Raw genomic sequence first — 21,713 nt, 5'->3', positions numbered from 1 at the left:
TGTCTCAACGGTTTACCCTGCGACAGCACAGTCGGTTTCAGCTATACTTTATCCCCCCTGCCTTACGTGAACGAGGTGTGTATGAGAATCTGGCTGGCCTGTCTTTTTTTGCTGTTCAGTGGCTTCGTTGTCGCCGAGCAAAAGCAAACTTTAGGTCCCTGGGATGTCCACTATCTGGCTTTTAATGCCACTTTTTTAACCCCTGAAGTAGCCCGTAGTTATGGTATCGAGCGCAGCCGGTTTACCGGTATTGTAAATCTGTCTGTCCTGAGCAGCGATGATCAGACGGCCCAACAGGTGAATGTCACCGGCACAGCCCGTAACCTGCTCGGGCAACAACGTACCCTGCGTTTTCAGCAGGTACGGGACGGCGCTGCCATCTATTACTTCGCTCCGCTGACCATTCGCAACGAAGAGTTATGGCGCTTTGATATCCAGCTGCAACAGGGCAATGAGCAGCAGCGTTTGCGCTTTGAACACACTTACTACATTGATTGAGACCTCATGAAACAACTGGTTTTAGCCACTGGCAATCAGGGCAAAGTGAAGGAGTTGGCAGCCATGCTGGCTCCTTATGCCTGCACCGTAACACCCCAAAGTGAATTTAAGCTGGCTGATGCCGATGAAACTGGCCTGAGTTTTGTCGAAAATGCCATTATCAAAGCCCGGCATGCCGCCCTTCATACCGGCTTACCGGCCATTGCCGATGACTCCGGCCTGGCAGTCGATGCCTTAAATGGCGCGCCTGGCATCTACTCCGCCCGCTTTGCCGGCGAAGGGGCCAGCGATGCTGATAATGTCAATAAACTGCTGCAAGCACTCAGTCAAGTACCGGTGCAACATCGTCAGGCACAGTTTCACTGTGTGCTGGTGTTTATGCGCCATGCCGAAGATCCAACGCCTTTAATCAGTCATGGTCGCTGGCAAGGAGTCATCCATCATCAACCCCAGGGGCTGGGAGGTTTCGGCTATGACCCGGTGTTTTACCTGCCTGAGCTCAGCTGCACTGCTGCCGAGCTTAGCAAAGCGCAAAAACAGCAACGCAGTCATCGTGGCCAAGCACTTCGCCAACTGCTAAGCCAATTGCAACAACAGGGGTATCTGGTCTCTTGAGCCTGCAACTACCGCCCTTATCGCTGTATATTCATATACCTTGGTGCATCCAAAAATGTCCTTACTGCGACTTTAACTCCCATGCCGTCAAGCAGGGGATCCCGGAGCAAGAATATATCAGCCATTTGTTGGATGATTTAATGCAGGATCTATCCTGGGTGCAGCACCGCACGATTCAAAGTATTTTTATCGGCGGCGGCACCCCCAGTGTGTTTACCGCCGCCGGCATAGCACGACTTCTGGCCGGTGTCCGTAGCTGCGTGCAACTGGCCGATGGTTGCGAAGTGACCATGGAAGCCAACCCCGGCACTTTTGAAGCTGAGCGCTTTGCCGGTTATGTGGCAGCTGGAGTGACCCGATTCTCGATTGGTGTGCAAAGCTTTCAGCAAACACAGCTAACTGCACTTGGCCGGATCCATAGCAGCACTGAGGCCATCCAGGCAGCGCAGCTGGCAGCCAAACTCCCCCTGCATAGTTTTAACCTGGATTTAATGCATGGCCTGCCCGGTCAAACAGTCGCAGCTGCCATAGCCGATTTGCAACAAGCCATCGCTTTAGAGCCACCCCACTTATCCTGGTATCAGTTAACCATTGAGCCAAATACCGCCTTTGCTTCCAGGCCACCGGTCTTACCTGAAGATGAGTTACTGTGGGAAATCCAGGAGCAAGGTCACCAATTGTTGCTGGCTAACGGCTACCAGCAATACGAAACTTCAGCTTATGCCAAACCTGATCATCCATGCCAGCACAACCTGAATTACTGGCGTTTTGGGGATTACCTCGGGATCGGCTGCGGAGCCCATGGCAAAATCACCTTGCCAGAGAAACAGGCTGTACTGCGCACAACCAAGATCAAACACCCCAAAGGCTATATGGATCTGAGCCGCCCTTATCTCGATGAGCAGCGACTGGTTGGGGCCGATGAGTTACCGTTCGAGTTTTTTATGAACCGGTTTCGCTTACTGGAACCCTGCCCCATCGACGACTTTACCGCACGCACTGGCCTGCCGGTCGAAAGTGTCTCGGCAGCCTTGCACCAAGCCTCTAAGCTGGCACTGATTAAGCAAGATATGAAACACTGGCAGGTGACCAGCAAAGGCGCCCGTTACCTGAATGACTTGCTGAGCCTATTTATTTAAGGAGCTACCATGTCCACTCCATTTCGCCTGACCAGTCTGGCGCTTGCCATCAGCTTAAGCTTACTTACCGCTTGCGAGCCAGCCAAGCAAAGCAGTTATTCGCCAAGTACTGCAAACAGCAGCCAGCAAAGTAGTCAATTCACCGAGTCAGAACGCGCCAATGCTATTTTTGAGCAGATATTTGATGAAGAGTTGGCGACTAATCCACTGCGTCAAACCCAGTTGGGCTTGAAAACCAACAACGATCGCTGGCAAGATTTATCCGAGCAGCGCCGTTTGGCAGATCTGGAGCTAACACGTCAACATCAGGTGCTGCTTGGCAACATCGACAGCTCGGCGCTCGATGAACAAACATTGCTCAGCTATCAACTGATGACACAACGATTGCAGCAACAACTGGAGAATGACCGTTGGCATCTGTACAGCTACCCGGTCAATCAGATGCGAGGCGTCCATACCACGGTACCGGTTACCTTGTTAAACCAGCACCGAATAGACAATGAGCAAGATGCTAAAGCATACATCAGCCGGCTGAACGCAGTCCCATTGCTCTTTACTCAATTGATTGAGCAGTTGGAACAACGTGCTGAGCAAGGCATCATCATCCCCCGTTTTGTTTTTCCCTATGTACTGAACGACAGCAAAAATGTGATCAGTGGAGCTCCGTTTGATGATGGCGACGACAATCTGATCTGGGCCGACTTTCAGCGTAAAGTGACTGCATTGCCATTATCAGCAGAAGAACAGCAATTGCTGCTGAATGAAGCCGAGCTTGCCTTGATCACCAGTGTAAAGCCTGCCTACCAACAACTGATTGCTTATTTAGAGCAACTGGAACAGCGTGCCGGAGACGACGATGGGGTCTGGCGCCTGCCGGATGGCCAGGCTTTTTATCAACACGCTTTAAACCGCATGACGACCACCAAACTGTCAGCGGAACAAATCCACCAAATCGGCCTGGATGATGTCGCACGGATCCATCAAGAGATGCGCCATATCATGCAGCAGGTAGAATTCGATGGCTCGCTGGCAGAGTTCTTTGAGTTTATGCGCAGCGATCCACAATTTTACTTCCCGGATACCGATGAAGGACGCCAGGCCTACCTGCAGCAAGCAACCGATGTGATCGATCATATGCGGACCCGACTGGATGAGCTTTTCCTGACCTTGCCAAAGGCGGACATGGAAGTGCGGGCAGTAGAACCCTTTCGTGAACAATCCGCCGGTAAAGCGTTTTACCAACGGCCATCGATGGATGGCAGCCGGCCAGGCATTTACTACGCCAACTTATACCGCATGAGTGATATGCCGATCTATCAACTGGAAGCTCTGGCCTACCATGAAGGCTTGCCTGGCCATCACATGCAACTGGCCATTCAGCAGGAGCTGGAAGGGATCCCGCGTTTTCGCCGCTTTGGTGGTTATACCGCCTACACCGAAGGGTGGGGGCTTTATACCGAATTACTACCCAAAGAGATCGGTCTTTACCAAGATCCCTATTCCGACTTTGGCCGATTGGCGATGGAACTGTGGCGATCTGCCCGTCTGGTGGTGGATACCGGCATTCACCATAAAGGCTGGAGCCGTGAACAAGCTATTGCTTACCTGGTAGAAAACACCCCAAACCCTGCCGGTGATGCACAAAAAGCCATCGAGCGTTACATCGTGATGCCGGCACAAGCCACAGCCTACAAAATTGGAATGATCCGTTTGCTCGAGTTACGGGAAAAGGCCATAACACAGCTCGGTGAGCACTTCGATATCCGCGAATTTCATGATGTGGTACTACGAAGTGGCGCAGTTCCCCTGGATGTACTGGAGCAGCTGATTGATGCCTACATCGCTGAAAAACAGCAATAACCCAAGAAAACTCTGACTAAGGCGGCTAACCCCGCCTTTTTTATCAATAATCGCTTGGCCTGAGCCTCAATTCCGTTTATAACATACCTGAAGCCTAAGGCATGGAATGTAATCGCAAATTTCTTAAAAAAAGGGACAAAAGTATTACATTAGGGTCAAGATCATAATGAAAATAACAGAAAATCGAGTACCTTTAAGCACAGGATCCCCAGTCCAGGATTACAGTATTGTTAAAGCACTGCGGCACAATGATATCAGCATTACATACCGCGCTTTAAGTGCAACCAGCAATCGTCTGGTCACATTGAATGAGTTTTTCCCCACAGCGCTGGCCAGCAGGCGCAGCAGTTTCAGTGAGATCAGTGTCAGTGATGTGTCAAAAACAGATGCCTTGCAGGAAAGCATCGAACGTTTTTCTGAGGTGATTCAACAACTGACCGATTGCAACCACCCGGCTTTAAACCGGACTTTGGCTTGTCTGCAACATGGTGGCACTTTCCTCAGTGTGCATGAGCGAATTGACAGCCCAACCTTGCAGGAACAGATTCAGCAAGAAGCATTTCAACCTCTGCCAGAAGCAGATATCCGCGCCTTGCTGCTGCCATTGCTGGATGGGTTACAGCACTTGCACAGCAAAGGTATCGTGCATCTGGGGATTCAACCTGAAAACATTCTGCTGCGCGAGTGGTCGGCACCGGTACTCAGCCATTTCTGCCAGTCACAGCTGGTTGGCAGCAGCAATACTCTGGCAGCCATGCTAGCGCTTGAGTCTGTCTCGCCATATCTTGCGCCAGAACTGCTATCAAAGAAAACTCAGTTGACCGCAGCCAGTGACTTTTATGGGCTGGGCATGACCTTGTATCGTCTGATGACGGGGATTGAGCTGCCTTATGCACAGGATCGGCTCAATGCAACACTGGATCACGAACCCGATCCATTGCCTCCCCTTCGGGAGCAAACCAAAGGCTACAGCCAGGGCCTGTACAATTTGGTGGAGTCTTGTGTCCGCCTACGTCAAAAAGATCGGCCACAAAGTGTGGCTGAAGTACTAGCCCGGCTGGATGATACCAGCCTGCAACCGGTGGTGGCTGATTTAAAACCTGCCCCACAACCCAAGGCACCGCAAGAAAAGCCAGCAGTAAAACAAGCTCCCCCCCGTTCAGAACAAACGCCAGGCGTGTCCAAGCCCATTCAGGCTGTCCCGGTGTCATCGCCTGAGGATGACACTAAGCCAGCTGGCTTTTCACGCCAATTGCAACTGGGCGCAGCTGGCATTGGCGCTCTGTTGTTGATGGGTGTTACCTATGCCATCAGCAAGCCTTCCGCATCGGATCGTCAACTACTGACCGAACACCATAGTATGGAGCGCCTGGCTCAGATTGAGTCACAGCGACTGGAGGCAACCCGTTCAATGTACCAGTTAGTGACTATCCCGGCAGGCAGCTTCAGCATGGGTTGTACCCAGGTAAACTGCCCCGAAGCAGAGTTGCCGGTGAGAACCATCGAGGTGCCAGAGTTTCAGATGATGGCCCATCAGGTGACCTTTGCCATGTGGGATGCTTGTGTCGAACAAGGTGGATGCAAACACCGCCCCAGAGATGAAGGCTGGGGGCGTGGCAACAGACCCGTGATTAATGTCAGTTTTAATGAAATTACCATGGAGTTTATTCCCTGGCTGAATCAGGCTGCCCGTCAGCAATTTCGCTTGCCCTCGGAAGTAGAATGGGAATATGCCGCCAAGGCCCACAACCAGGATCCTTACCAGTTTGGCCAGCAGATCACTTGCGAGCAAGCACGCTTCGGACGGCGCAGTGGTGGTGAGTGCAGTACTCAGCTCGATGGGACCACTGCCGTGATGTCCTTTGCGCCCAACAACTTTGGTTTGTTCGATATGCACGGCAATGTGTGGGAATGGACCATGGATTGCTGGAATCCAAATTACCAACAAGCAGCTCGTTCGGTAGCCCCTGTATTATCTGGTAATTGTGTCCGACGCGTGCAAAGAGGTGGCACTTGGCTGTCGAGCCCAACCGAGCTGACAGCCACCTACCGCACCAGCCATGATGCCACCATCCGCCATCGCAATAATGGCTTTCGCCTGGTGCAAAGTACCAACTAAAAAAAATACTCAGGCCCGGCAACGGGCCTAGTTCTTTTGCACCACCAGATCGTAGGCAAGCAGTTGCGGCAGTCTCTGCTGCAATTGCGACTCAATTTCGTTCAGCTCCTTCAGCCGCTGACAAAACAAAGCCGTTTTCTCTTCCAACAAGCTGGCTTTTTCGTCCAGTCCTGAGTTAATACGGTCCACTAAATGACCGACAGCATCCCACTGCTGTGGATCGGTTTGCTCAAAGTTAGCATCGGTATGCTGCAAGGTATCGCGTAGTGCTTCCCATACAGCCCCAAAGGAGTGGCGCGCCAGATTATTGAGTTGTGGCTTCAATTCGCCATTTAAGAAATGCTCCAGCTCGTTCAGGCTTTGTGGCGCCAGATAAAAGTGATCGCCACTGCGGACAAAACGCGACATCAACTGAAAGGTCGTTTCCCGGATCAAATCATTCCATTCGGCTTGCTGCGATCGGCTGCCTACACCAGACAACATCCGCTCCATGGAAGATAAGCCTAACTCAACACCATCCACTGCTATGCTGACAATTTCTGGCACAAACTTACGCAGCCCCTGACTGTACTCCGTCACCAAGGCGGTGTCTTCCTCGCTTAAATCCTGCCATTCGCCCTGAATAAACAACTGAGCATCATGATTGATCTGCATCAGAGTCCGATCATTACTCATAATGCGGATTTGCTCCGGGGAAATCAGCAAACCATAGCCAAAGCCCATATTGCAGTCGCGGGCCTGAACTGACCAGACACTAAACAACAGGCTGAAAATTATCAGACGTTTCACAACATAATCCTGCCTACCCCACTGTTGGTAGATGGTAGCTTATTCCAACTCTTTACTCAGCACAATCAAACGCAGCCAACCATCTACTCATCGGAAAGCCGGACAAAGCGCACATAAAGTTGCTGCTCTTTGCCTTTGCGGTTGTTTTTACCACTGTACATGGCAATGGCCCAGGCTTCAGCTGGCATAGCCTGCACTGTGGTGCTGGTCCAGATAGTTTCACTGTTGGCATTTGGAAACACGGACAACCGGATAGCAGGATCAACGCACTGGCGTTCAATCATACTCATCGCTTCTTTTACATCTGGCACGCGCCAGGCAAGAGCAGTGTCAGACATGCTGATGCTTTGCTGCAGAGCTTCCTGCCAGGTCAACCGGATAGCCGAACCATCACAGCGCTGCTCAGCGTGGTTCCAGCTTTGTCCATACAAGCAACGCTGCCAGATCAATCCCCTGCTTTGTTGCAGCACCTGTCCTCCAGGCAAAGCAGTAAAATCATCATTTAGGGTGGAAGCGGAAATGTCAGCAAAACAGGCCTGGCTAGCCTGCACAAGGCCAGCAGTGAGCAGCACACTTAGCAATAGGATAAAGTGCATAGGATCTCCTTAAGGACTGCGTACCAGGCGAACATAAGCACGACTGTCAGCACGTTTGGGCAAGGAGTTATCATTGCCATCACCCATACTAATCACCCAGACGGCATGGGCACCACCGCCCTCAGCACTGCTCTGACGGGTCCAGTAATAGCGATGTCCCAACACAGCTGAATCCGGTTCATGCTGAAACAGTGCTGGGTCAAGCACTTCCGCTTCGCCAAAATCAACCAGGCTGTTTAACTCTGTAACAGTGGGCAGACGCCAATTGGCCCCGCCACAGTAGAGGCTGGTATTCACCGCAGCGACATAGGTTGCAGTGCCGCAATCGCTATTGCTGGGGCAACCATCCTGGGCGGCTGCAGCCTGACCGGCATTACCGCCATTGCCATCGGCACTGCTGGTCCAACTGTAATAGTTACTGGCTGAGCGCAGCGACGCCGAAGCCAGGCTTGCAGCAACCGGCTCTTTTAACTCCCAAATAAGGCCAGTGACATTATCACGTAGGCACACAAATTCCGTAGCATCACGCGGTAACTCATCACCAAAGGCATCCAGCTTACTAAAATCGAATCCTGCCCGGCCAACACCTATCTTATTCAAAAATGGCGCTATGGCATCACGGCCAAAGTCAGCATCCTGCCGTGGATAGGCCTGATTGTTACAAGGGATCGCCGCCAGTTGATCGTAACACTGTCTTTGGCCTGTATCTGGCTGGTAATGCAGCGCCGAGGGATGCACCATTAACCTTAATGGGGCTGTTGCACTGGCGCCACTGCTGTCTTGCACCTGCAATTGAAAAACTAACCCAGGCTTAAGCCGGCTATCCGGTACGATAAAGTCCGTACGACAATCGGTTGCATCGGTCAGCACAACGGTATTACCAGCAATTTGTGTCCAAAGGCAGCTAACGGCACTTCGCAATGAAGCTGAATCGCTGCCATCCAACCAGTGTCGCTTAAATTCAATTACCCTTTGCTCCGGCCCCGGATCAGCAAAGATACCAGCCGCGTTGCCTTGTACTCTCACCTGAATTTCAGCTTGATCGCTTAAGCCAGCATCATTTTGCACCGTGAGTTCAAACAAAAAAAGACTATCCGCAGCCAGTAAAGGTGCTTTTAGCTGCAATTGTGGCCCAGACAGGTTCTGGCCGTCCAGCCAATTGATATCGCCTGCAAGTTGTTGCCAGAAAAAGGAAAGGCTTTGCCCTTCTGGATCAAAGGATTCACTGCCATCCAGCAGGACTAGTTGACCAGTCAAGGCTGTCTGCTCTGAGGTGAGGGAACTTTGAATGAATGCCACTGGCTGTGACACCCTTGGAATCACTTCCACCTGCAGCCGGTCTGTCAACAGGCGACCATCAGGCAATCTGTAACGCACTTCAAAAACCAAGCGTGCCTGGCTGATTTGCTCCGGCAGTGTCAATGAAATGCTTGCCCCTGCGTGCGGGAAGTCAGCTAAAGCAGGACCACTGAGTTGATGCCAGCTGAACTCACCGCCGGCAGGATCGCCGCGGGCTGCAAGGGTTAATACTGCTCCTGCATGTAGTTTCTGATCCGGCCCGGCATTGACACTGGCAAGGCCATCGGCTTCAGAGCCTTTATCACCACAAGCCATCAACAGCAGCAAACTAATCAGTAGTAGCCATCGGGTGTTTGTCATAGTTTTTCTGTCACTTCGTTACCAACGGCCGATGCGTTCAAGATGGGTAGCCGCTCTTCTGACAGAAAATATAGCAAGCTTCAGGCCAATTGGCTGCAGGCTATAGCAAAGCTCTGATAAAGTAGGAGCTCCATGGCATAGCAAGGAGTTACAGCGGCTCGATTTCTGGCTTTACACCCACCATATGAATTTTGGACGGACCATACTCACGCCTGCTACGAATGATTTCTTTATCAAACTGCACTTCTACCGCGGAGAAAAGCTCATTACGGGCAACTACCTCTGCTTTATTTAACAGCTCTTTGCGTTGCTCTTCCAACAAGCGAATATCGGCAATTAACTCAGTAGCCGTGCGTCGATAATCTTCAAACTCTGTCGATAGCTCCATCAGTCTGGCTTCAATGGCAGGACTTCCATCAAGCTTTTTAAACTGCTCAATTTTTTCCTTTACAGCCGCCATATCGGTTTTAAGGCCAGCAACACTGGCACGCAGTACTTCTTGTTTTTCAACGATAGGATCTATCAAACGATTTAGACGGATCACGACAGAACTGATGGACAAAGCCCCCAAGCTACCAGCATACACCCCTTGATCCAGATAGAAGGTACCACCGATAATTTTACCGGTGGGCTTTTCCTCCGGCCCGGCGAAGACACTGTGAGCCTCTACCGCACTGTGCACCAGTTGCTTGTTGACATACAAATTACCGCCACAGTTAAAGCGGGCATATTGTGCCATATTGCACTGCACATCGCCTTTGGCGGTCACGACAGTGCTGTAATCACTTTCGGCGCCAGGATTGGAGATTTGATGACCAATGACAGCCCCTTGAATGGTGACATCGCCACCGGCTTCAAGCAAAGTTCCCTCCATGATTCCCTTGACAAAAATATTGCCGCCGGCAATCACTTTCATGCCTTCACGTACATCACCGCTTATAACCACTGAGCCTTTAAAAATAATGTGGCCGGTGCTGTTATCCACCTCCTTGACACTAAAGACTTCATCCACCGTCGCACCAGCTTCAATCACGCGAGGCAAGCCATCACGGGTGGCTTTTAATACATCTGGATCCTCGGCTGACAAGCCAACACCTTCACCTAAATTCCACTCGACAGTTAGCCCCGGCATGGCAGGCATTGGCTCACCGGTGACGGTCATCCCTTCTTTCCCCGGAGTAGGTGGATGACGTCGCATCAAAGGCTCACCCGGAGCTATCGAAGGGATCACGCCAAAATCCCGTAAGTCTGCTTTTTTTTCGTCCGGGTTAATTACCGGACGGTTACGGCGACTTTCCATCGAAGGGATCAAGGGCTCGAATCGTGAGTTTTCACCCTGGCTCACCGCGCGTCCCAAAGCAATGGTGTGTTTTAGCTTTGCTCCAGGCTCAGCTTTGCTGGCCTGGCTGACCAAATGAATAATGTTATTTTTGATAAAACCGAACACAATGCCTTCTTTCTGGGCGGCCTTCACCAGGGCATTGGCAGAGATTGGGTCGCCGCCAAAAGCGGCGGTGATATGAGCGCTGGCCGACATTTTGTCTTCGGCAATACTGAAACTAAGTTCTGCTGGAATCTTTTCAGCCACCAGATAACTGAGCTCTTTACTGCCTGGTGCTTGTAGCTTTTCTTTGACTTTCTGTTGTTCTTGCTCATAGTGCGCCAGCAGGTTTTTAATTTGCTCTGGCACTGGCTTGCAGCGACCAAATCCAGCAGCTTGCATGGCTTGTTGCAAGACTTCTTTACTCAATGGCTGATCACTGACGGAGACAACAGCGTGCACTTGTTGTTCTTTTTCTTTAAAGCTTATAGATTGGACGCTCACCGGATAGGACACCACTTATTGCTGTGTAGTCCTAATGAAACAAAAATTCAGCGGAAAGGCAAGCCCTGTACCTCTTTTGGCCAGGGCAAATCAGCAATCAGATGTAATTATCCTGATGAACGCGAATAAATAGCTCGGTATTGGCTTTGCTGTAATCAATTTTGTATTCTTTGTTGTTCAGCGCCTGAACAAATAATAAGGTCTTACACTCACCAAACACTTCGGTACTGGAGATATCAACCAGCTCCATATAACGCTCTTTGGCTTCAGAACGACTGGCTGGCACTGCTTCCTTAAAAGGCTTTACCCCATGCCGGGTCACAATCAGCGGTGGGTCTTCATCGTCATTAATGATCACCAAATCCACTTTCTTTTGCTTGTGAATAATGGTGTTGCGCCCACTTACCAAAAATGCCTTTTCGTAATTATTCATGCATAGCCACCTGACTTAACAGTACTAATTTCATTCCATTATGATACAGCCACTCTGAACTGTCTAGCTTAAGAATCGGCGTTCAACTGCTGCAGTCGCATCAGATTGACCTCTTTACAAAACTGCTCCGCAGGGACATCAATGCAGTTGACAGGTATAAACAATTCGAAGCCAGCAAACTGTCCGAGCTTCTGCATCCGATTGGCAAACATTGCCAGCACCCCATCGTATTGCTTTTGTGGGGTCGAAAAGCGATCCTTTTCAGCCAGCCACTCCGTTGCACATTGCCCCTGCGGGCATTTCTCTTTTAAAACCGCAAACCAAAGTGCTCGCTGCTCCATCATCAATTTAATGGCCAAGCGCAGAGGCAAATGCTGTAAAAAAGCATGCATATCGGTCACTTTAAAGGCGATGTAGTTGACCTCGTGCTCCAAATCAGGTTGTGGGCTGCAATGAGAGAATGCCTGCCAGGGAAGCAGCCAACTGCCCCTTTTATGATGATAACGCACGCCGCTGTCATCACAGACAATCCCATGCAGTGGCTCAGCCAATTTCGCCCAGCCTGTATAGATGCCGATGGAGGCTGCAATAAAGCAAATAGCCAACATTGGATTGGCTTGCTCCACAAAGAGCCAGGAATAAAGCACCAACAGCACAAAAATGGCGCCACTAACCAGCATGGTTTTAGCACCACCTTCATTACCACTGGCCTTGTAAGCTTTAACTGTAGCCGCTGTCTCTGCCTGTTGCGACATTATACTTCTTCCTTACTTTGCGTCTGCCAACAACTATACTGTATTTGCTGGGGGCATGCTATTTCGCGTTAAACAGTCAGAAAATGGGTTTTATACGACCAATACCGCATGCACTGCGACAACATGAAATCCAACGAGCACTAATTTACATACAATAGCCATGCACTCGTTTTTATTTCAGCACTGGAGTTATTGTGGCCAAAAAACATTCCGCTATCGTCCTTTTCTTGCTGGCAGCTTTGCTGCTGTTTGCGGGGTACTTATTTTATCAAACACAGCAAGAGCCTAACGGACAGCGCCCGCCGGCCCGTGCAGTTGCTGTTAAAACCACTGAGGCAGCAATACAACCATTAGCCAGACAAGTGAATGCTTTGGGAACTGGGCTTGCCAATAACTCGGTGCAACTGATCGCATCCAGCAGCGAGTACCTGACTTATCTGAATGTCATAGAAGGCCAGAGTGTGCAACGCGGCGATGTGATCGCCCGTTTAAATGACGTTGAACAACGCGCCCGTGTTGCAGAGCTGCAAGCACAATTAACCGAACAACAGCGCCAGCTGGAACGTTTAAAAAACCTGGCCGCTACCCAAGCCACAGCTCAGTCCATGCTGGATGAGCAACAAACCCGCGTCAATACCACTCTGGCGCAACTGGAAAGTGCTGAGTCACGCTTACGGCAAATGACCATCCGGGCACCTTTTGATGGTGTACTGGGTTTACGCTCGGTCAGTCAGGGGGCTTACATCAACAGCGGTAGTGTCATTACCACCCTAGACGATATTTCAGTGCTTCGGGTCGAGTTCAATGTACCGGAGCGTTTTATTGCTGAGCTGGCAGTTGGGATGCCGGTAACGATTGGCAATGTCGCTTACCGGAATGTGGATTTTCATGGTGAAATAAAAGCCATTGACCCAAGGATTGATCCGGTGACCCGATCAGTCCGGGTGCACGGGGTGGTGGATAATCAGGACTTACGCTTGCGTCCGGGTATGCTGTTGAATGTTCGGGTGACACTCACCAATCAGGATGTGCTGATGGTGCCTGAGAATGCCTTGGTGCCACTGCAAAACCGGCAATATGTTTACAAGGTTGGGACGGACAACAAGGTGACACAACTTCAGGTCCAGATTGGTGAACGTATTCCGGGCTGGGTTGAAATTGTTGATGGTTTGTCAGAAGGCGATGAAATCATCATCGAGGGCGTACAGAAAGTACGTACTGGCGTTACTATTAGTCGGGTGGAGTAACCTATGCTGCTATCAGACTTATCGGTGAAACGCCCGGTTTTTGCTACTGTTGTTAACCTGCTGCTTCTCACTTTTGGCATTGTCTGTTTTACCATGCTGCCGCTGCGTGAGTACCCAAGCATCGATCGCCCTGTCGTCAGTATCAGCACCGTCTATCCGGGCGCGTCGGCAGAGATTGTCGAGTCGCGTATTACCCAGCTGCTGGAAGATCGAATCAGCGGTGTTGAGGGCATCAAGAGCATCAACTCAACCAGCCGGAATGGCCGCTCGAATATTACCATCGAGTTCAACATCAGCCGGGACATCGATGCGGCTTCCAACGATGTACGGGAGCGCGTCTCAAGGGCTCTGAACAACCTGCCTGATCAAGCATTCCCACCAGAAGTATTTAAAGCAAGTGACGATGATGATGTAGTGGTCTGGTTTGTGCTGAATAGTACGAACATGACTTCGCTGGAGCTGACCGACTACGCCGATCGCCATATTGTAGAGCGCTTCTCGGTAGTGGATGGGGTGGCTAACTTGCGTCTCGGTGGTGCTAGGCGTTATGCCATGCGCATCTGGCTGGATCAGGAGGCCATGGCATCGCGCCAGGTGACCATTCAGGATATTGAGAATGTACTGCGTAGCGAAAACGTTGAGCTACCGGCTGGTAACATCAAGTCCCTTGACCGTGACTTCACCGTGCGCGTGGCCCGCACTTTTTTAACTCAGCAGGATTTTAGAAACCTGGTGATTAAACGCGGTGCTAATAACCAGTTAGTTCGACTGGGCGAAGTCGCTCATGTGGTGCTGTCCTCTGAAGATGAAGAAAGTGAGTTCCGCAGTGATGGCCGCAATGTACTTGGCATAGGTATTGTGAAGCAATCTACCGCCAATACACTGGAAGTAGTGCGTAATGCCCGAGCTGAAATGGAGCGGATCAAGCAAAACCTGCCGCCTGGCACCACCATAGAACCCGGTTACGACTCCTCGCTATTTATTTCCGAGTCCATCAAAGAGGTCTACCGTACCCTGGCTATCGCCATGAGCATGGTGGTGTTGGTGATTTATCTTTTCCTGGGCAATGTTCGCGCCACCTTTATTCCTGCCATCACGGTACCAGTTGCGCTAATCTCGGCCGTGACAGTGCTTTATGCATTGGGTTTTTCTATCAACCTGCTGACCTTGCTGGCCATGGTACTGGCCATTGGCTTGGTGGTGGATGACTCCATCGTGGTGCTGGAGAATATATACCGCCGGATTGAACAGGGCGAGCCACCTTTGCTGGCTGCCTACCGTGGTGCCCGCGAAGTCGGTTTTGCCGTGATTGCGACCACCCTGGTACTGATTTCAGTATTTGTGCCTCTGGTCTTTATGGAAGGACAGATTGGTCGTTTATTTACTGAGTTTGCTCTGGCAGTCGCCGCTGCGGTCGCGTTTTCAAGCATTGTGGCTTTGACCCTGTCACCTATGCTGTGCAGCAAAATTCTGAGTCACCGCAAACGTGAGAGTAAACTGGGCAACTGGCTGCATATTGGCTTCCAGAAACTGGAGTCAGGTTACACCAACCAGCTTAAAGTCGTGACCAAAAGTCGTTGGCCGGTCATAGCCCTGGTAGCCATCTGTATGCTATCCAGTTTCATGCTGCTGCGTTTACTACCATCGGAGTTAGCTCCTGCTGAAGACAGAGGTACTTTTTTTGTCAGCATGAATGGTGCCGAAGGGGCCAGTTACGCCAGCAACAGTCGTAATATGAGCCTGGTTGAGGATGTGCTGCTGCCGTATTACGAACGGGGAGAGTTCAACCGCTTGCTGATCCGAGTGCCTGGATGGGGGAATAACGGCGGTATCGCTATTGTCGGCTCCGAGAACTGGCATAATGATCACCGCCGTACTGAAGAATTAATGAACGAAGTGCGGATGAAACTGAATGAACTGCCGGATATCCGTGCCTTTACCTTTATGCGTAGTGGCCTGGGTGGAGGCGGTGGCGGTGGCCGACCTATCCAGTTTGTGCTGCAGGGCAATACCTATGAAGATTTGGCTCGCTGGCGCGACATCGTGCTGGAAAAAGCAGCCGAGAACCCGAACTTGCTGATGCTGGATCACGATTACCGCGAAACCGTCCCACAAGTGTTGGTAGATATTGATGTAGAGCGGGCAGCGGATCTTGGTGTCTCCATTGGGGCCATTGGCCGCTCACTGGAAGCCATGTTGGGCGGACGCCGGGTCACCACCTTTCTGGATCGGGGCCGGGAATACGATGTACTGCTGGAAGGTTGGGATGACGACTTCCGCTCACCATCGACTATCAGCAATGTCTACATTCGCTCCGGAACATCCAATCAGTTGATCCCATTGGACAACCTGGTGACTTTGCGCGAAGAGGCGACTGCATCCAGTTTAAATCGCTACAACCGGATGCGTGCTATTACCATCAGTGGCAATATGGCGCCTGGCTACAGCCTGGGCGAAGCCCTCGCCTACCTGGAAAATATTGTGCGTACTGAAATTGATGATTATGTTGGCATCGATTACAAAGGGGAGTCGCAGCTGTATCAGGAAAGTGGTGATGCCACCTTGCTGGTATTCTTACTGGCTCTACTAATCACCTATCTGGTGCTGGCAGCGCAGTTTGAAAGCTTCATTCACCCGCTGGTGATTATGATCACAGTGCCACTTGGCCTGGTCGGTGCTTTAGCTGGCTTGTACTTCTCTGGCATGACGCTGAACATCTACAGCCAGATAGGCCTGGTGATGTTGATTGGTCTGGTTGCAAAGAACGGGATTCTGATTGTGGAGTTTGCCAACCAGTTAAGAGATGCGGGTGTGGCTTTTGAAGAGGCGGTGCGCCGTGCCGCAGTGCAGCGCCTGCGCCCGATTACCATGACCGCCTTTACCACCGCCATGAGCAGCCTACCTCTGATTCTGGCTTCAGGCCCAGGCTCTGAAAGCAGGATGGTGATTGGTACCGTCATCTTCTCTGGAGTAGCACTGGCTACGCTGCTAACGCTCTATGTGGTGCCAGTCATGTACATAGCCTTGGCGCGCAATACCGGCTCACCTAAGCGACTAGCTAAAGAGCTGGCTGCACTGGAGGCAGCAGCCGGACCAGAGCAACGTTAAACAAAAACTAACGGGCCGGCAATCCGGCCCGTTTTGGTATCCTAAGCGAATCTGAACATAACTCAAAACGCCAAGGGCTTGCCATCCCAGTTCAGCAGCGAGCCGGTGTGTTCTGGCTGTAAACCGGCGGCAACCTGAGCCAAGCGTCTGGCGGTACTTTGCGGGCTTTGCAATTGTGCCGCTGGTACTCTGGCCTGAAACGGTGCGGATAATTCCGATGCGGTGGTACCAGGATGCACCGTGACTAAGGTCGCCCCCTTGTTACGCCGCTTCAGCTCGATGCTGGCCGTTTTCACCAACATATTCAAAGCCGCTTTACTGGCCCGATAGCTGTACCAGCCACCAAGATGATTGTCTGTAATGCTCCCCACTTTGGCACTCAGTACCAGCACTTTCACCTCAGGCTGTCGAAACAAATACGGCATTAGCGCCTGCAGGTATCTGGCAGGAGACAACAAGTTGACGGCCAACGACTGCAACCATTGCTCGTCGGTTAACTGACTGATGGCTTTTTCTGGCAGCATCGCATCTTGATGCAGCCAGCCCTGACACAGATAAATGATACCGGGAGATCTGACCAGGCTTTGCTCCACTACAGCATGCAAACTGGCACTCTCCTGCTCATGAACCGGCAACCAGTGCAGCCAGTCCTGCTCCTGCGTCCAGGCTGGCGCAGCTTTACGGCTGAGGGCAGTTACTCCATGCCCTAAAGCGCCATAATGCTGAATCAGCGCCGAACCAATAGCACCACTTCCACCGACAACCAACACATCAGACATGCAGCACCGCCTTAGCTGCCTGCTGGCCTGCCAGCCAGGCATTTTCAACCCGACCTCCCAGACACCAGTCACCGGTCAGCACACAAGGGAAACGGCGGCTTATCAGCACACCTGGCGCAGGCTGCTCTGCATCAACAATGGCATAAAGCCAGCGTTGGTGCACACTCTGTTCTACCTGAACATCTTGTTGAAACAGCAAAGACAACTCGGCCTGTGCCAGCAAGCTTAGCTCATCGGCTGTGGCTGTCAGGTGCTGCTGACTGAACTCAGGGGTAAAATGCAGCACCCAGTGTTGGCGCTCGGCTTTTCGCCCGGGTTTATCGCTGTTGTTAGCCAGCCAGCTTACAGGCCGGTTTTTGACAAACACTGCCGTTGCAGGATGCGTAATAGGCTCTGATAGCTCAAGCGCAATCGCCTGACAAGGCTGCAACAAACTGGTGGGTACTTGTTGTCGTAAATCGTCGTCCTGAGCCAACAGTTCAGCGGCCTGAGCCGGAGGCAGTGCCAGCACCAGGGCGTCAAAGCCAGAGAAGCTGCGGCCATCCTCAGCCTGCAACTGCCAACCTTGCTGGTACTCTATAACCTGAATGCGGCAGTTGAGTGTAAATGCCAACTCTGAAAGCCCGACGCGCCAGGGGCTGTGCATAGCCGGCAGGCCCACATAGCGCTTGATATCATCGTTGGATTGCTGCAAGTGCCCATTAGCAAAGCAGTAGAGCTGTGCTGGCCAGGGGGCCACCAACTGCTGCTGCTCCCAAAGGTCAACTTGCTGTCGAAACGCCAGCTGACGCACAGTAAAGTATTGCGCGCCTAAATCGACATGACTGCCAAAAACCCGTTTGGCCGAGGCACGGCCAGCTGTGGCCCTGCTTTTATCAAACCAGTGCACTTCTGCACCTGCTGCTAGCAGCGCCTGACCACAACTTAAACCGGCGACGCCGGCACCTACAATTGCAACACGCATGCTGATTCCTATTCATCCAATTGAGCTGGTGTACGTATACCAGAAGCGCTACGATCAATCCTATCCGTGCATAAGGAGAATACGATGAGCTTAGAAACCGCTACCTTTGGCGCCGGCTGCTTTTGGTGCCTGGAAGCCGCCATGAACCAACTTCAGGGGGTTGAAACCGCCATCAGTGGCTACATGGGCGGCCATACGCAAAACCCCAATTATCAGCAAATTTGTACCGGCCAGACCGGCCATGCCGAAGTGGTGCAGATCCGCTTTGATCCGGATGTGATTCGTTTTCAGCAGCTGTGCCAGATATTCTTCTGCCTGCATGATCCCACCCAGCTCAATCGTCAGGGCAACGATGTAGGCACCCAGTACCGCTCGGTGATTTTCTTTCATAGCGACGAGCAGCAGCGACAAGCCAGCCAGCTGCTAGCCGAAATGAACCAGCAACAGGTGTTTGCCGCTCCCATTGTGACAGAGCTTAGCCCAGCCAGTACCTTTTATCCGGCTGAAAGTTACCATCAAGGCTATTTTATGCAAAACCCGCAGCAAGGCTACTGTCAGTTTATTGTGGCCCCCAAAATGGCGAAATTCAGAGCGGAGTTTGCTGCCTTACTGAAAAAGCACTGATCGCAAAGGCCATCAGTGCTTCAGCCTTCAGAAGCCCTGATAGCTCAGACGCAAACCAATGCTACGACCAGCGGTAGCGTAACCAATACTGGTCTGATAGGTTTTGTTGGTCAGATTGTCCAGCTTGGCTCGTAATTGCCATTGTGGGCTTAGCTGGTAACTGGCGCCCAGCCCCAGCAAGGTAAAACCACCCAAATCCGGGTAATTGGCCATGCTGTTCCAGTCAAAACCCTGAAAGGTCGCGCTTTGGTAATCCAAGGTGGCGAACGCCTGCCACTGTTCACCCTGCCAGCCACTGCGCAGATTGATGCTGTGTTTCGGCCGTCGCTGCAAAGGCTCACCAGTCTGTTCATTGCGTGCATCCAGCCAGGTATAAGCCAGCTGATGCTGCCACTGAGCTAAAGCCAGACCAAGGCTGTACTCCGCACCCCGCACTGTGGCAAGCAGCACATTTTCAGCCTGCTCGCTGCCTTGAATCAAGTTGGTGACCTCACGGTCAAACAGCACCAGCTCGGATTGCAAGCGCGAGCCAGTAAAACGCAAGGCCACTTCATCGGATACCGACTCTTCCGGCTTTAAATCCGAGTTACCAAAACCGGGCCAGTACAGCTGATTAAACGAAGGCACCTTAAAAGCCGTACCACGGCTAACACGTAGCAACCACTGCTCCGACACATAATAGCCAGCGGCCAGCTGCCAGGTGTGCTCTTTACCATACTGACTAAAGCGATCTTGTCTGGCCGCCGCCTCAAACAACCAGTCAGCTGGTTGGTAATTGAAACCGGCAAAGAGCGCTCTGTTGTTGCGCTTACTCTCTTCATAAGCAGGCGCTGCTTTAGCCACTTCTTCCTGATACCAGTTTGCCCCAAGCAACAGATCCAGCGCTGGCTGCACCCTATGGTTCAACTGATAGTTCACTTCATCGCGGGCGGTACTAAAGGGGCTGCGTGAGTCCGGGCCAAACGTAGTATCACTATCGAGGTTGCGGCTTAGCTGCAACTGATGACCGGTCTCAGCCCATTGATGTTGCCAGCCCAGTACATGGCTGCGCTGCAAAACCGCTGAGCGATCTTCACTACCCCAGGCGGTATCAAAATCGTAACGGCCGCTATTGATATGGCTGTGCCAGTGAAACTGTCCCAGCTCGGATTGGTAGGCCGCACCTAAACGGGCAAAACGCTGCCAGAAGCCGTCTTTATCCAGGTCCAGTGCTGGCTGCACATCAAAACCATCCGCCCGGCTGTAGCCAAGATTCGCATGCAGCTGCCAGTCGCCCTGCTGATGCTGCACACCCAGATCCGTTTCCAGCAGCCCGTAGCTGCCCACCCCGGCATTGAACTCAGTACGCTGCTGACGTCGGGTGGTAATGGCAATGACCCCTGCCAGCGCATCTGAGCCATACCAGGCGGCACGTGGACCGCGGATCACTTCGATGCGCTCAATCAGATCCAGCGGGATCATCGACAGCGAGCTCTGCCCCAAAGTGGCCGAGCCAGTGCGGACACCATCCACCAACACCAGAGTATGACCAGTATTACCACCTCGGATAAACACTCCGGTGTTTTGGCCTCGGCCACCGTCGCGGGCAATGGTCACTCCCGGCAACTGGTTTAATAGCGCCGGTAAATCGGCTGCCTGACGAGCGACAATATCCTCGCGCTCCAGCACAGTGACACTGGCCAGACTTTGCTCCACCGCAAGTGGCTGGCGGCTGCTGTAGATGGTAATGGTTTCAATCGAGTCGGCAAAAGCTGCAGGCAGCAGCGAGGTGACAGCCAAAGCTGCCAACGAATACTTAAACATAAACACTCCTGCAATGTGCCCACCGCACATTGGTTGGTTGATGGACTTTTCAGGCCGGTCTCCGGGCTTACAAGCAGGTTATGTCCTCACCTTCCCATCAAACGACAGTGGTTTCGGACCAGGCTTGTTACCGTTGCGGGGGCAGCTCTGGTTTTTCACCAGATTCCCGTTTCACTGCGTGTTCACGCAGCACCTGAAAAAAGCGGGCCCAGTGTAGCCTGAGTAGAAGAAATGTCAATAGAAATCCAGATGGCTAAATAACATCAAACAAGACCAGGCTGACTAGTCAGCCTGTCTTGATAAAAAGTGGGGTCAATAGTGGAAATAAGAGTCGAGGCTAATCACGGAAGTTGGTGAACTGGAATGGCTGCTCCAGCTCACTTTGTTTGACAAAGGCGATGGCCTCTTGCAAGTCATCACGCTTTTTGCCAGTCACCCGTACCTGATCCCCCTGGATGGAGGCCTGTACTTTCAGCTTGCTGTCTTTGATCAGTTTAACCAGCTTTTTCGCAGTGGCCGTATCAATCCCTTGCAGCATGCTTAATGTCTGGCTGTAGGTTTTGCCGGAGTGCACCACCTCGTTCTCTTTGAAAGAACGCACATCCAAGTTGCGCTTAATGGCTTTGGCCCGGAAGATTTCCAGCATCTGCTGCAACTGGAATTCAGCTTCCGCTTTCATAGTCACGACTTGATCACTCAAGGTGAAGGTGGCTTCGACGCCACGAAAATCGTAACGGGTATCCAGTTCACGATTGGCATTTTCAACCGCATTCAGCACTTCCTGCTGTTCAATTTCCGACACAATATCAAAAGATGGCATAAAAGCTCCCAACAAATTAAACAGCGTGATTATAGCGATAAAATTGCTACAATCCGAGCATTGTTGCTGTGAGATTCAGT

18 protein-coding genes and 1 riboswitch are annotated in these 21,713 nt (G+C 51.7%); of the genes, 8 read left to right on the top strand and 10 right to left on the bottom strand.

The window, feature by feature from the left end; translation table 11 throughout:
• Positions 1–81: 81 nt before the first annotated feature.
• The 5 genes from QWY20_RS00305 (at position 82) to QWY20_RS00285 (ending at position 6,231) form a co-directional block, all read left to right on the top strand.
• Entirely contained in the window at positions 82–498 is a 417-nt protein-coding gene (locus tag QWY20_RS00305) for a DUF4426 domain-containing protein (protein WP_330127046.1), read from the top strand.
• A 6-nt stretch (positions 499–504) separates the two neighbouring features.
• Positions 505–1,113, top strand: coding sequence for an RdgB/HAM1 family non-canonical purine NTP pyrophosphatase (gene rdgB, locus QWY20_RS00300; RefSeq protein WP_330127045.1), 609 nt, complete (start codon positions 505–507; stop codon positions 1,111–1,113).
• A gap of 2 nt (positions 1,114–1,115) precedes the next feature.
• Positions 1,116–2,252: a radical SAM family heme chaperone HemW gene (gene hemW, locus QWY20_RS00295; RefSeq protein WP_330127326.1), complete on the top strand. Its 1,137-nt coding sequence runs from the start codon at positions 1,116–1,118 to the stop codon at positions 2,250–2,252.
• A 9-nt stretch (positions 2,253–2,261) separates the two neighbouring features.
• Entirely contained in the window at positions 2,262–4,112 is a 1,851-nt protein-coding gene (locus QWY20_RS00290) for a DUF885 domain-containing protein (protein ID WP_330127044.1), read from the top strand.
• A 166-nt stretch (positions 4,113–4,278) separates the two neighbouring features.
• Positions 4,279–6,231 carry an SUMF1/EgtB/PvdO family nonheme iron enzyme gene (locus QWY20_RS00285; protein WP_330127043.1) on the top strand — a complete coding sequence of 651 codons (1,953 nt, stop codon included), beginning with the start codon at positions 4,279–4,281 and terminating at the stop codon, positions 6,229–6,231.
• A 27-nt stretch (positions 6,232–6,258) separates the two neighbouring features.
• Here QWY20_RS00285 and QWY20_RS00280 read toward each other — a convergent pair whose 3' ends face one another.
• The 6 genes from QWY20_RS00280 to QWY20_RS00255 form a co-directional block, all read right to left on the bottom strand.
• Positions 6,259–7,020 carry a DUF2884 family protein gene (locus QWY20_RS00280; protein ID WP_330127042.1) on the bottom strand — a complete coding sequence of 254 codons (762 nt, stop codon included), beginning with the start codon at positions 7,018–7,020 and terminating at the stop codon, positions 6,259–6,261.
• Between the two features lie 83 nt (positions 7,021–7,103).
• Positions 7,104–7,616 carry an Lcl C-terminal domain-containing protein gene (locus QWY20_RS00275; RefSeq protein WP_330127041.1) on the bottom strand — a complete coding sequence of 171 codons (513 nt, stop codon included), beginning with the start codon at positions 7,614–7,616 and terminating at the stop codon, positions 7,104–7,106.
• Positions 7,617–7,625: 9 nt separating this feature from the next.
• Positions 7,626–9,275, bottom strand: coding sequence for an Lcl C-terminal domain-containing protein (locus tag QWY20_RS00270; RefSeq protein ID WP_330127040.1), 1,650 nt, complete (start codon positions 9,273–9,275; stop codon positions 7,626–7,628).
• 148 nt (positions 9,276–9,423) lie between these two features.
• Positions 9,424–11,058 carry a DUF342 domain-containing protein gene (locus QWY20_RS00265; protein ID WP_330127039.1) on the bottom strand — a complete coding sequence of 545 codons (1,635 nt, stop codon included), beginning with the start codon at positions 11,056–11,058 and terminating at the stop codon, positions 9,424–9,426.
• Between the two features lie 139 nt (positions 11,059–11,197).
• Entirely contained in the window at positions 11,198–11,533 is a 336-nt protein-coding gene (locus QWY20_RS00260; protein WP_330127038.1) for a hypothetical protein, read from the bottom strand.
• Between the two features lie 68 nt (positions 11,534–11,601).
• A complete protein-coding gene (locus tag QWY20_RS00255) occupies positions 11,602–12,288 on the bottom strand; it encodes a DUF2982 domain-containing protein (RefSeq protein WP_330127037.1) in 687 nt (228 codons plus the stop codon).
• A gap of 194 nt (positions 12,289–12,482) precedes the next feature.
• Here QWY20_RS00255 and QWY20_RS00250 point away from each other — a divergent pair, with 194 nt between their 5' ends.
• The gene (locus QWY20_RS00250; RefSeq protein ID WP_330127036.1) at positions 12,483–13,535 is read left to right on the top strand and encodes an efflux RND transporter periplasmic adaptor subunit; all 1,053 of its coding nucleotides are present in this window, start codon (positions 12,483–12,485) and stop codon (positions 13,533–13,535) included.
• A gap of 3 nt (positions 13,536–13,538) precedes the next feature.
• Positions 13,539–16,643, top strand: coding sequence for an efflux RND transporter permease subunit (locus QWY20_RS00245; protein WP_330127035.1), 3,105 nt, complete (start codon positions 13,539–13,541; stop codon positions 16,641–16,643).
• 62 nt (positions 16,644–16,705) lie between these two features.
• Here QWY20_RS00245 and QWY20_RS00240 read toward each other — a convergent pair whose 3' ends face one another.
• Together QWY20_RS00240 and QWY20_RS00235 are read right to left on the bottom strand one after the other, a co-directional pair.
• Positions 16,706–17,422: an SDR family NAD(P)-dependent oxidoreductase gene (locus QWY20_RS00240; protein WP_330127034.1), complete on the bottom strand. Its 717-nt coding sequence runs from the start codon at positions 17,420–17,422 to the stop codon at positions 16,706–16,708.
• Positions 17,415–18,386, bottom strand: coding sequence for an NAD(P)/FAD-dependent oxidoreductase (locus tag QWY20_RS00235; protein WP_330127033.1), 972 nt, complete (start codon positions 18,384–18,386; stop codon positions 17,415–17,417). Before QWY20_RS00235 ends, QWY20_RS00240 begins: the two co-directional genes overlap by 8 nt.
• A gap of 84 nt (positions 18,387–18,470) precedes the next feature.
• Here QWY20_RS00235 and msrA point away from each other — a divergent pair, with 84 nt between their 5' ends.
• Positions 18,471–19,010 (top strand): peptide-methionine (S)-S-oxide reductase MsrA, encoded by a 540-nt coding sequence (msrA, locus tag QWY20_RS00230; RefSeq protein ID WP_330127032.1) that lies wholly within the window; start codon positions 18,471–18,473, stop codon positions 19,008–19,010.
• 27 nt (positions 19,011–19,037) lie between these two features.
• On the opposite strand, the gene QWY20_RS00225 is transcribed toward msrA, so the two are convergent.
• Together QWY20_RS00225 and QWY20_RS00220 are read right to left on the bottom strand one after the other, a co-directional pair.
• The gene (locus QWY20_RS00225; protein WP_330127031.1) at positions 19,038–20,813 is read right to left on the bottom strand and encodes a TonB-dependent receptor domain-containing protein; all 1,776 of its coding nucleotides are present in this window, start codon (positions 20,811–20,813) and stop codon (positions 19,038–19,040) included.
• A 35-nt stretch (positions 20,814–20,848) separates the two neighbouring features.
• A riboswitch (cobalamin riboswitch) is annotated at positions 20,849–21,025 on the bottom strand.
• A 125-nt stretch (positions 21,026–21,150) separates the two neighbouring features.
• Positions 21,151–21,633 (bottom strand): YajQ family cyclic di-GMP-binding protein, encoded by a 483-nt coding sequence (locus tag QWY20_RS00220; protein ID WP_330127030.1) that lies wholly within the window; start codon positions 21,631–21,633, stop codon positions 21,151–21,153.
• Positions 21,634–21,713 lie beyond the last annotated feature (80 nt).

This window comes from Alkalimonas cellulosilytica (genome assembly GCF_036325985.1).
Classification (GTDB): domain Bacteria; phylum Pseudomonadota; class Gammaproteobacteria; order Enterobacterales; family Alteromonadaceae; genus Alkalimonas; species Alkalimonas cellulosilytica.
Note: the sequence above shows the minus strand (reverse complement) of the source record. Positions and strands in the feature narration are given on the sequence as shown.

What these genes read in the sequence shown, in the direction of transcription:
- QWY20_RS00305 (WP_330127046.1), top strand. Translation starts at nt 82, where the DNA reads ATGAGAATCTGGCTGGCCTGTCTTTTTTTGCTGTTCAGTGGCTTCGTT.
- rdgB (WP_330127045.1), top strand. Translation starts at nt 505, where the DNA reads ATGAAACAACTGGTTTTAGCCACTGGCAATCAGGGCAAAGTGAAGGAG.
- QWY20_RS00290 (WP_330127044.1), top strand. Translation starts at nt 2,262, where the DNA reads ATGTCCACTCCATTTCGCCTGACCAGTCTGGCGCTTGCCATCAGCTTA.
- QWY20_RS00285 (WP_330127043.1), top strand. Translation starts at nt 4,279, where the DNA reads ATGAAAATAACAGAAAATCGAGTACCTTTAAGCACAGGATCCCCAGTC.
- QWY20_RS00275 (WP_330127041.1), bottom strand. Translation starts at nt 7,616, where the DNA reads ATGCACTTTATCCTATTGCTAAGTGTGCTGCTCACTGCTGGCCTTGTG.
- QWY20_RS00270 (WP_330127040.1), bottom strand. Translation starts at nt 9,275, where the DNA reads ATGACAAACACCCGATGGCTACTACTGATTAGTTTGCTGCTGTTGATG.
- QWY20_RS00260 (WP_330127038.1), bottom strand. Translation starts at nt 11,533, where the DNA reads ATGAATAATTACGAAAAGGCATTTTTGGTAAGTGGGCGCAACACCATT.
- QWY20_RS00255 (WP_330127037.1), bottom strand. Translation starts at nt 12,288, where the DNA reads ATGTCGCAACAGGCAGAGACAGCGGCTACAGTTAAAGCTTACAAGGCC.
- QWY20_RS00245 (WP_330127035.1), top strand. Translation starts at nt 13,539, where the DNA reads ATGCTGCTATCAGACTTATCGGTGAAACGCCCGGTTTTTGCTACTGTT.
- QWY20_RS00240 (WP_330127034.1), bottom strand. Translation starts at nt 17,422, where the DNA reads ATGTCTGATGTGTTGGTTGTCGGTGGAAGTGGTGCTATTGGTTCGGCG.
- QWY20_RS00235 (WP_330127033.1), bottom strand. Translation starts at nt 18,386, where the DNA reads ATGCGTGTTGCAATTGTAGGTGCCGGCGTCGCCGGTTTAAGTTGTGGT.
- msrA (WP_330127032.1), top strand. Translation starts at nt 18,471, where the DNA reads ATGAGCTTAGAAACCGCTACCTTTGGCGCCGGCTGCTTTTGGTGCCTG.
- QWY20_RS00225 (WP_330127031.1), bottom strand. Translation starts at nt 20,813, where the DNA reads ATGTTTAAGTATTCGTTGGCAGCTTTGGCTGTCACCTCGCTGCTGCCT.
- QWY20_RS00220 (WP_330127030.1), bottom strand. Translation starts at nt 21,633, where the DNA reads ATGCCATCTTTTGATATTGTGTCGGAAATTGAACAGCAGGAAGTGCTG.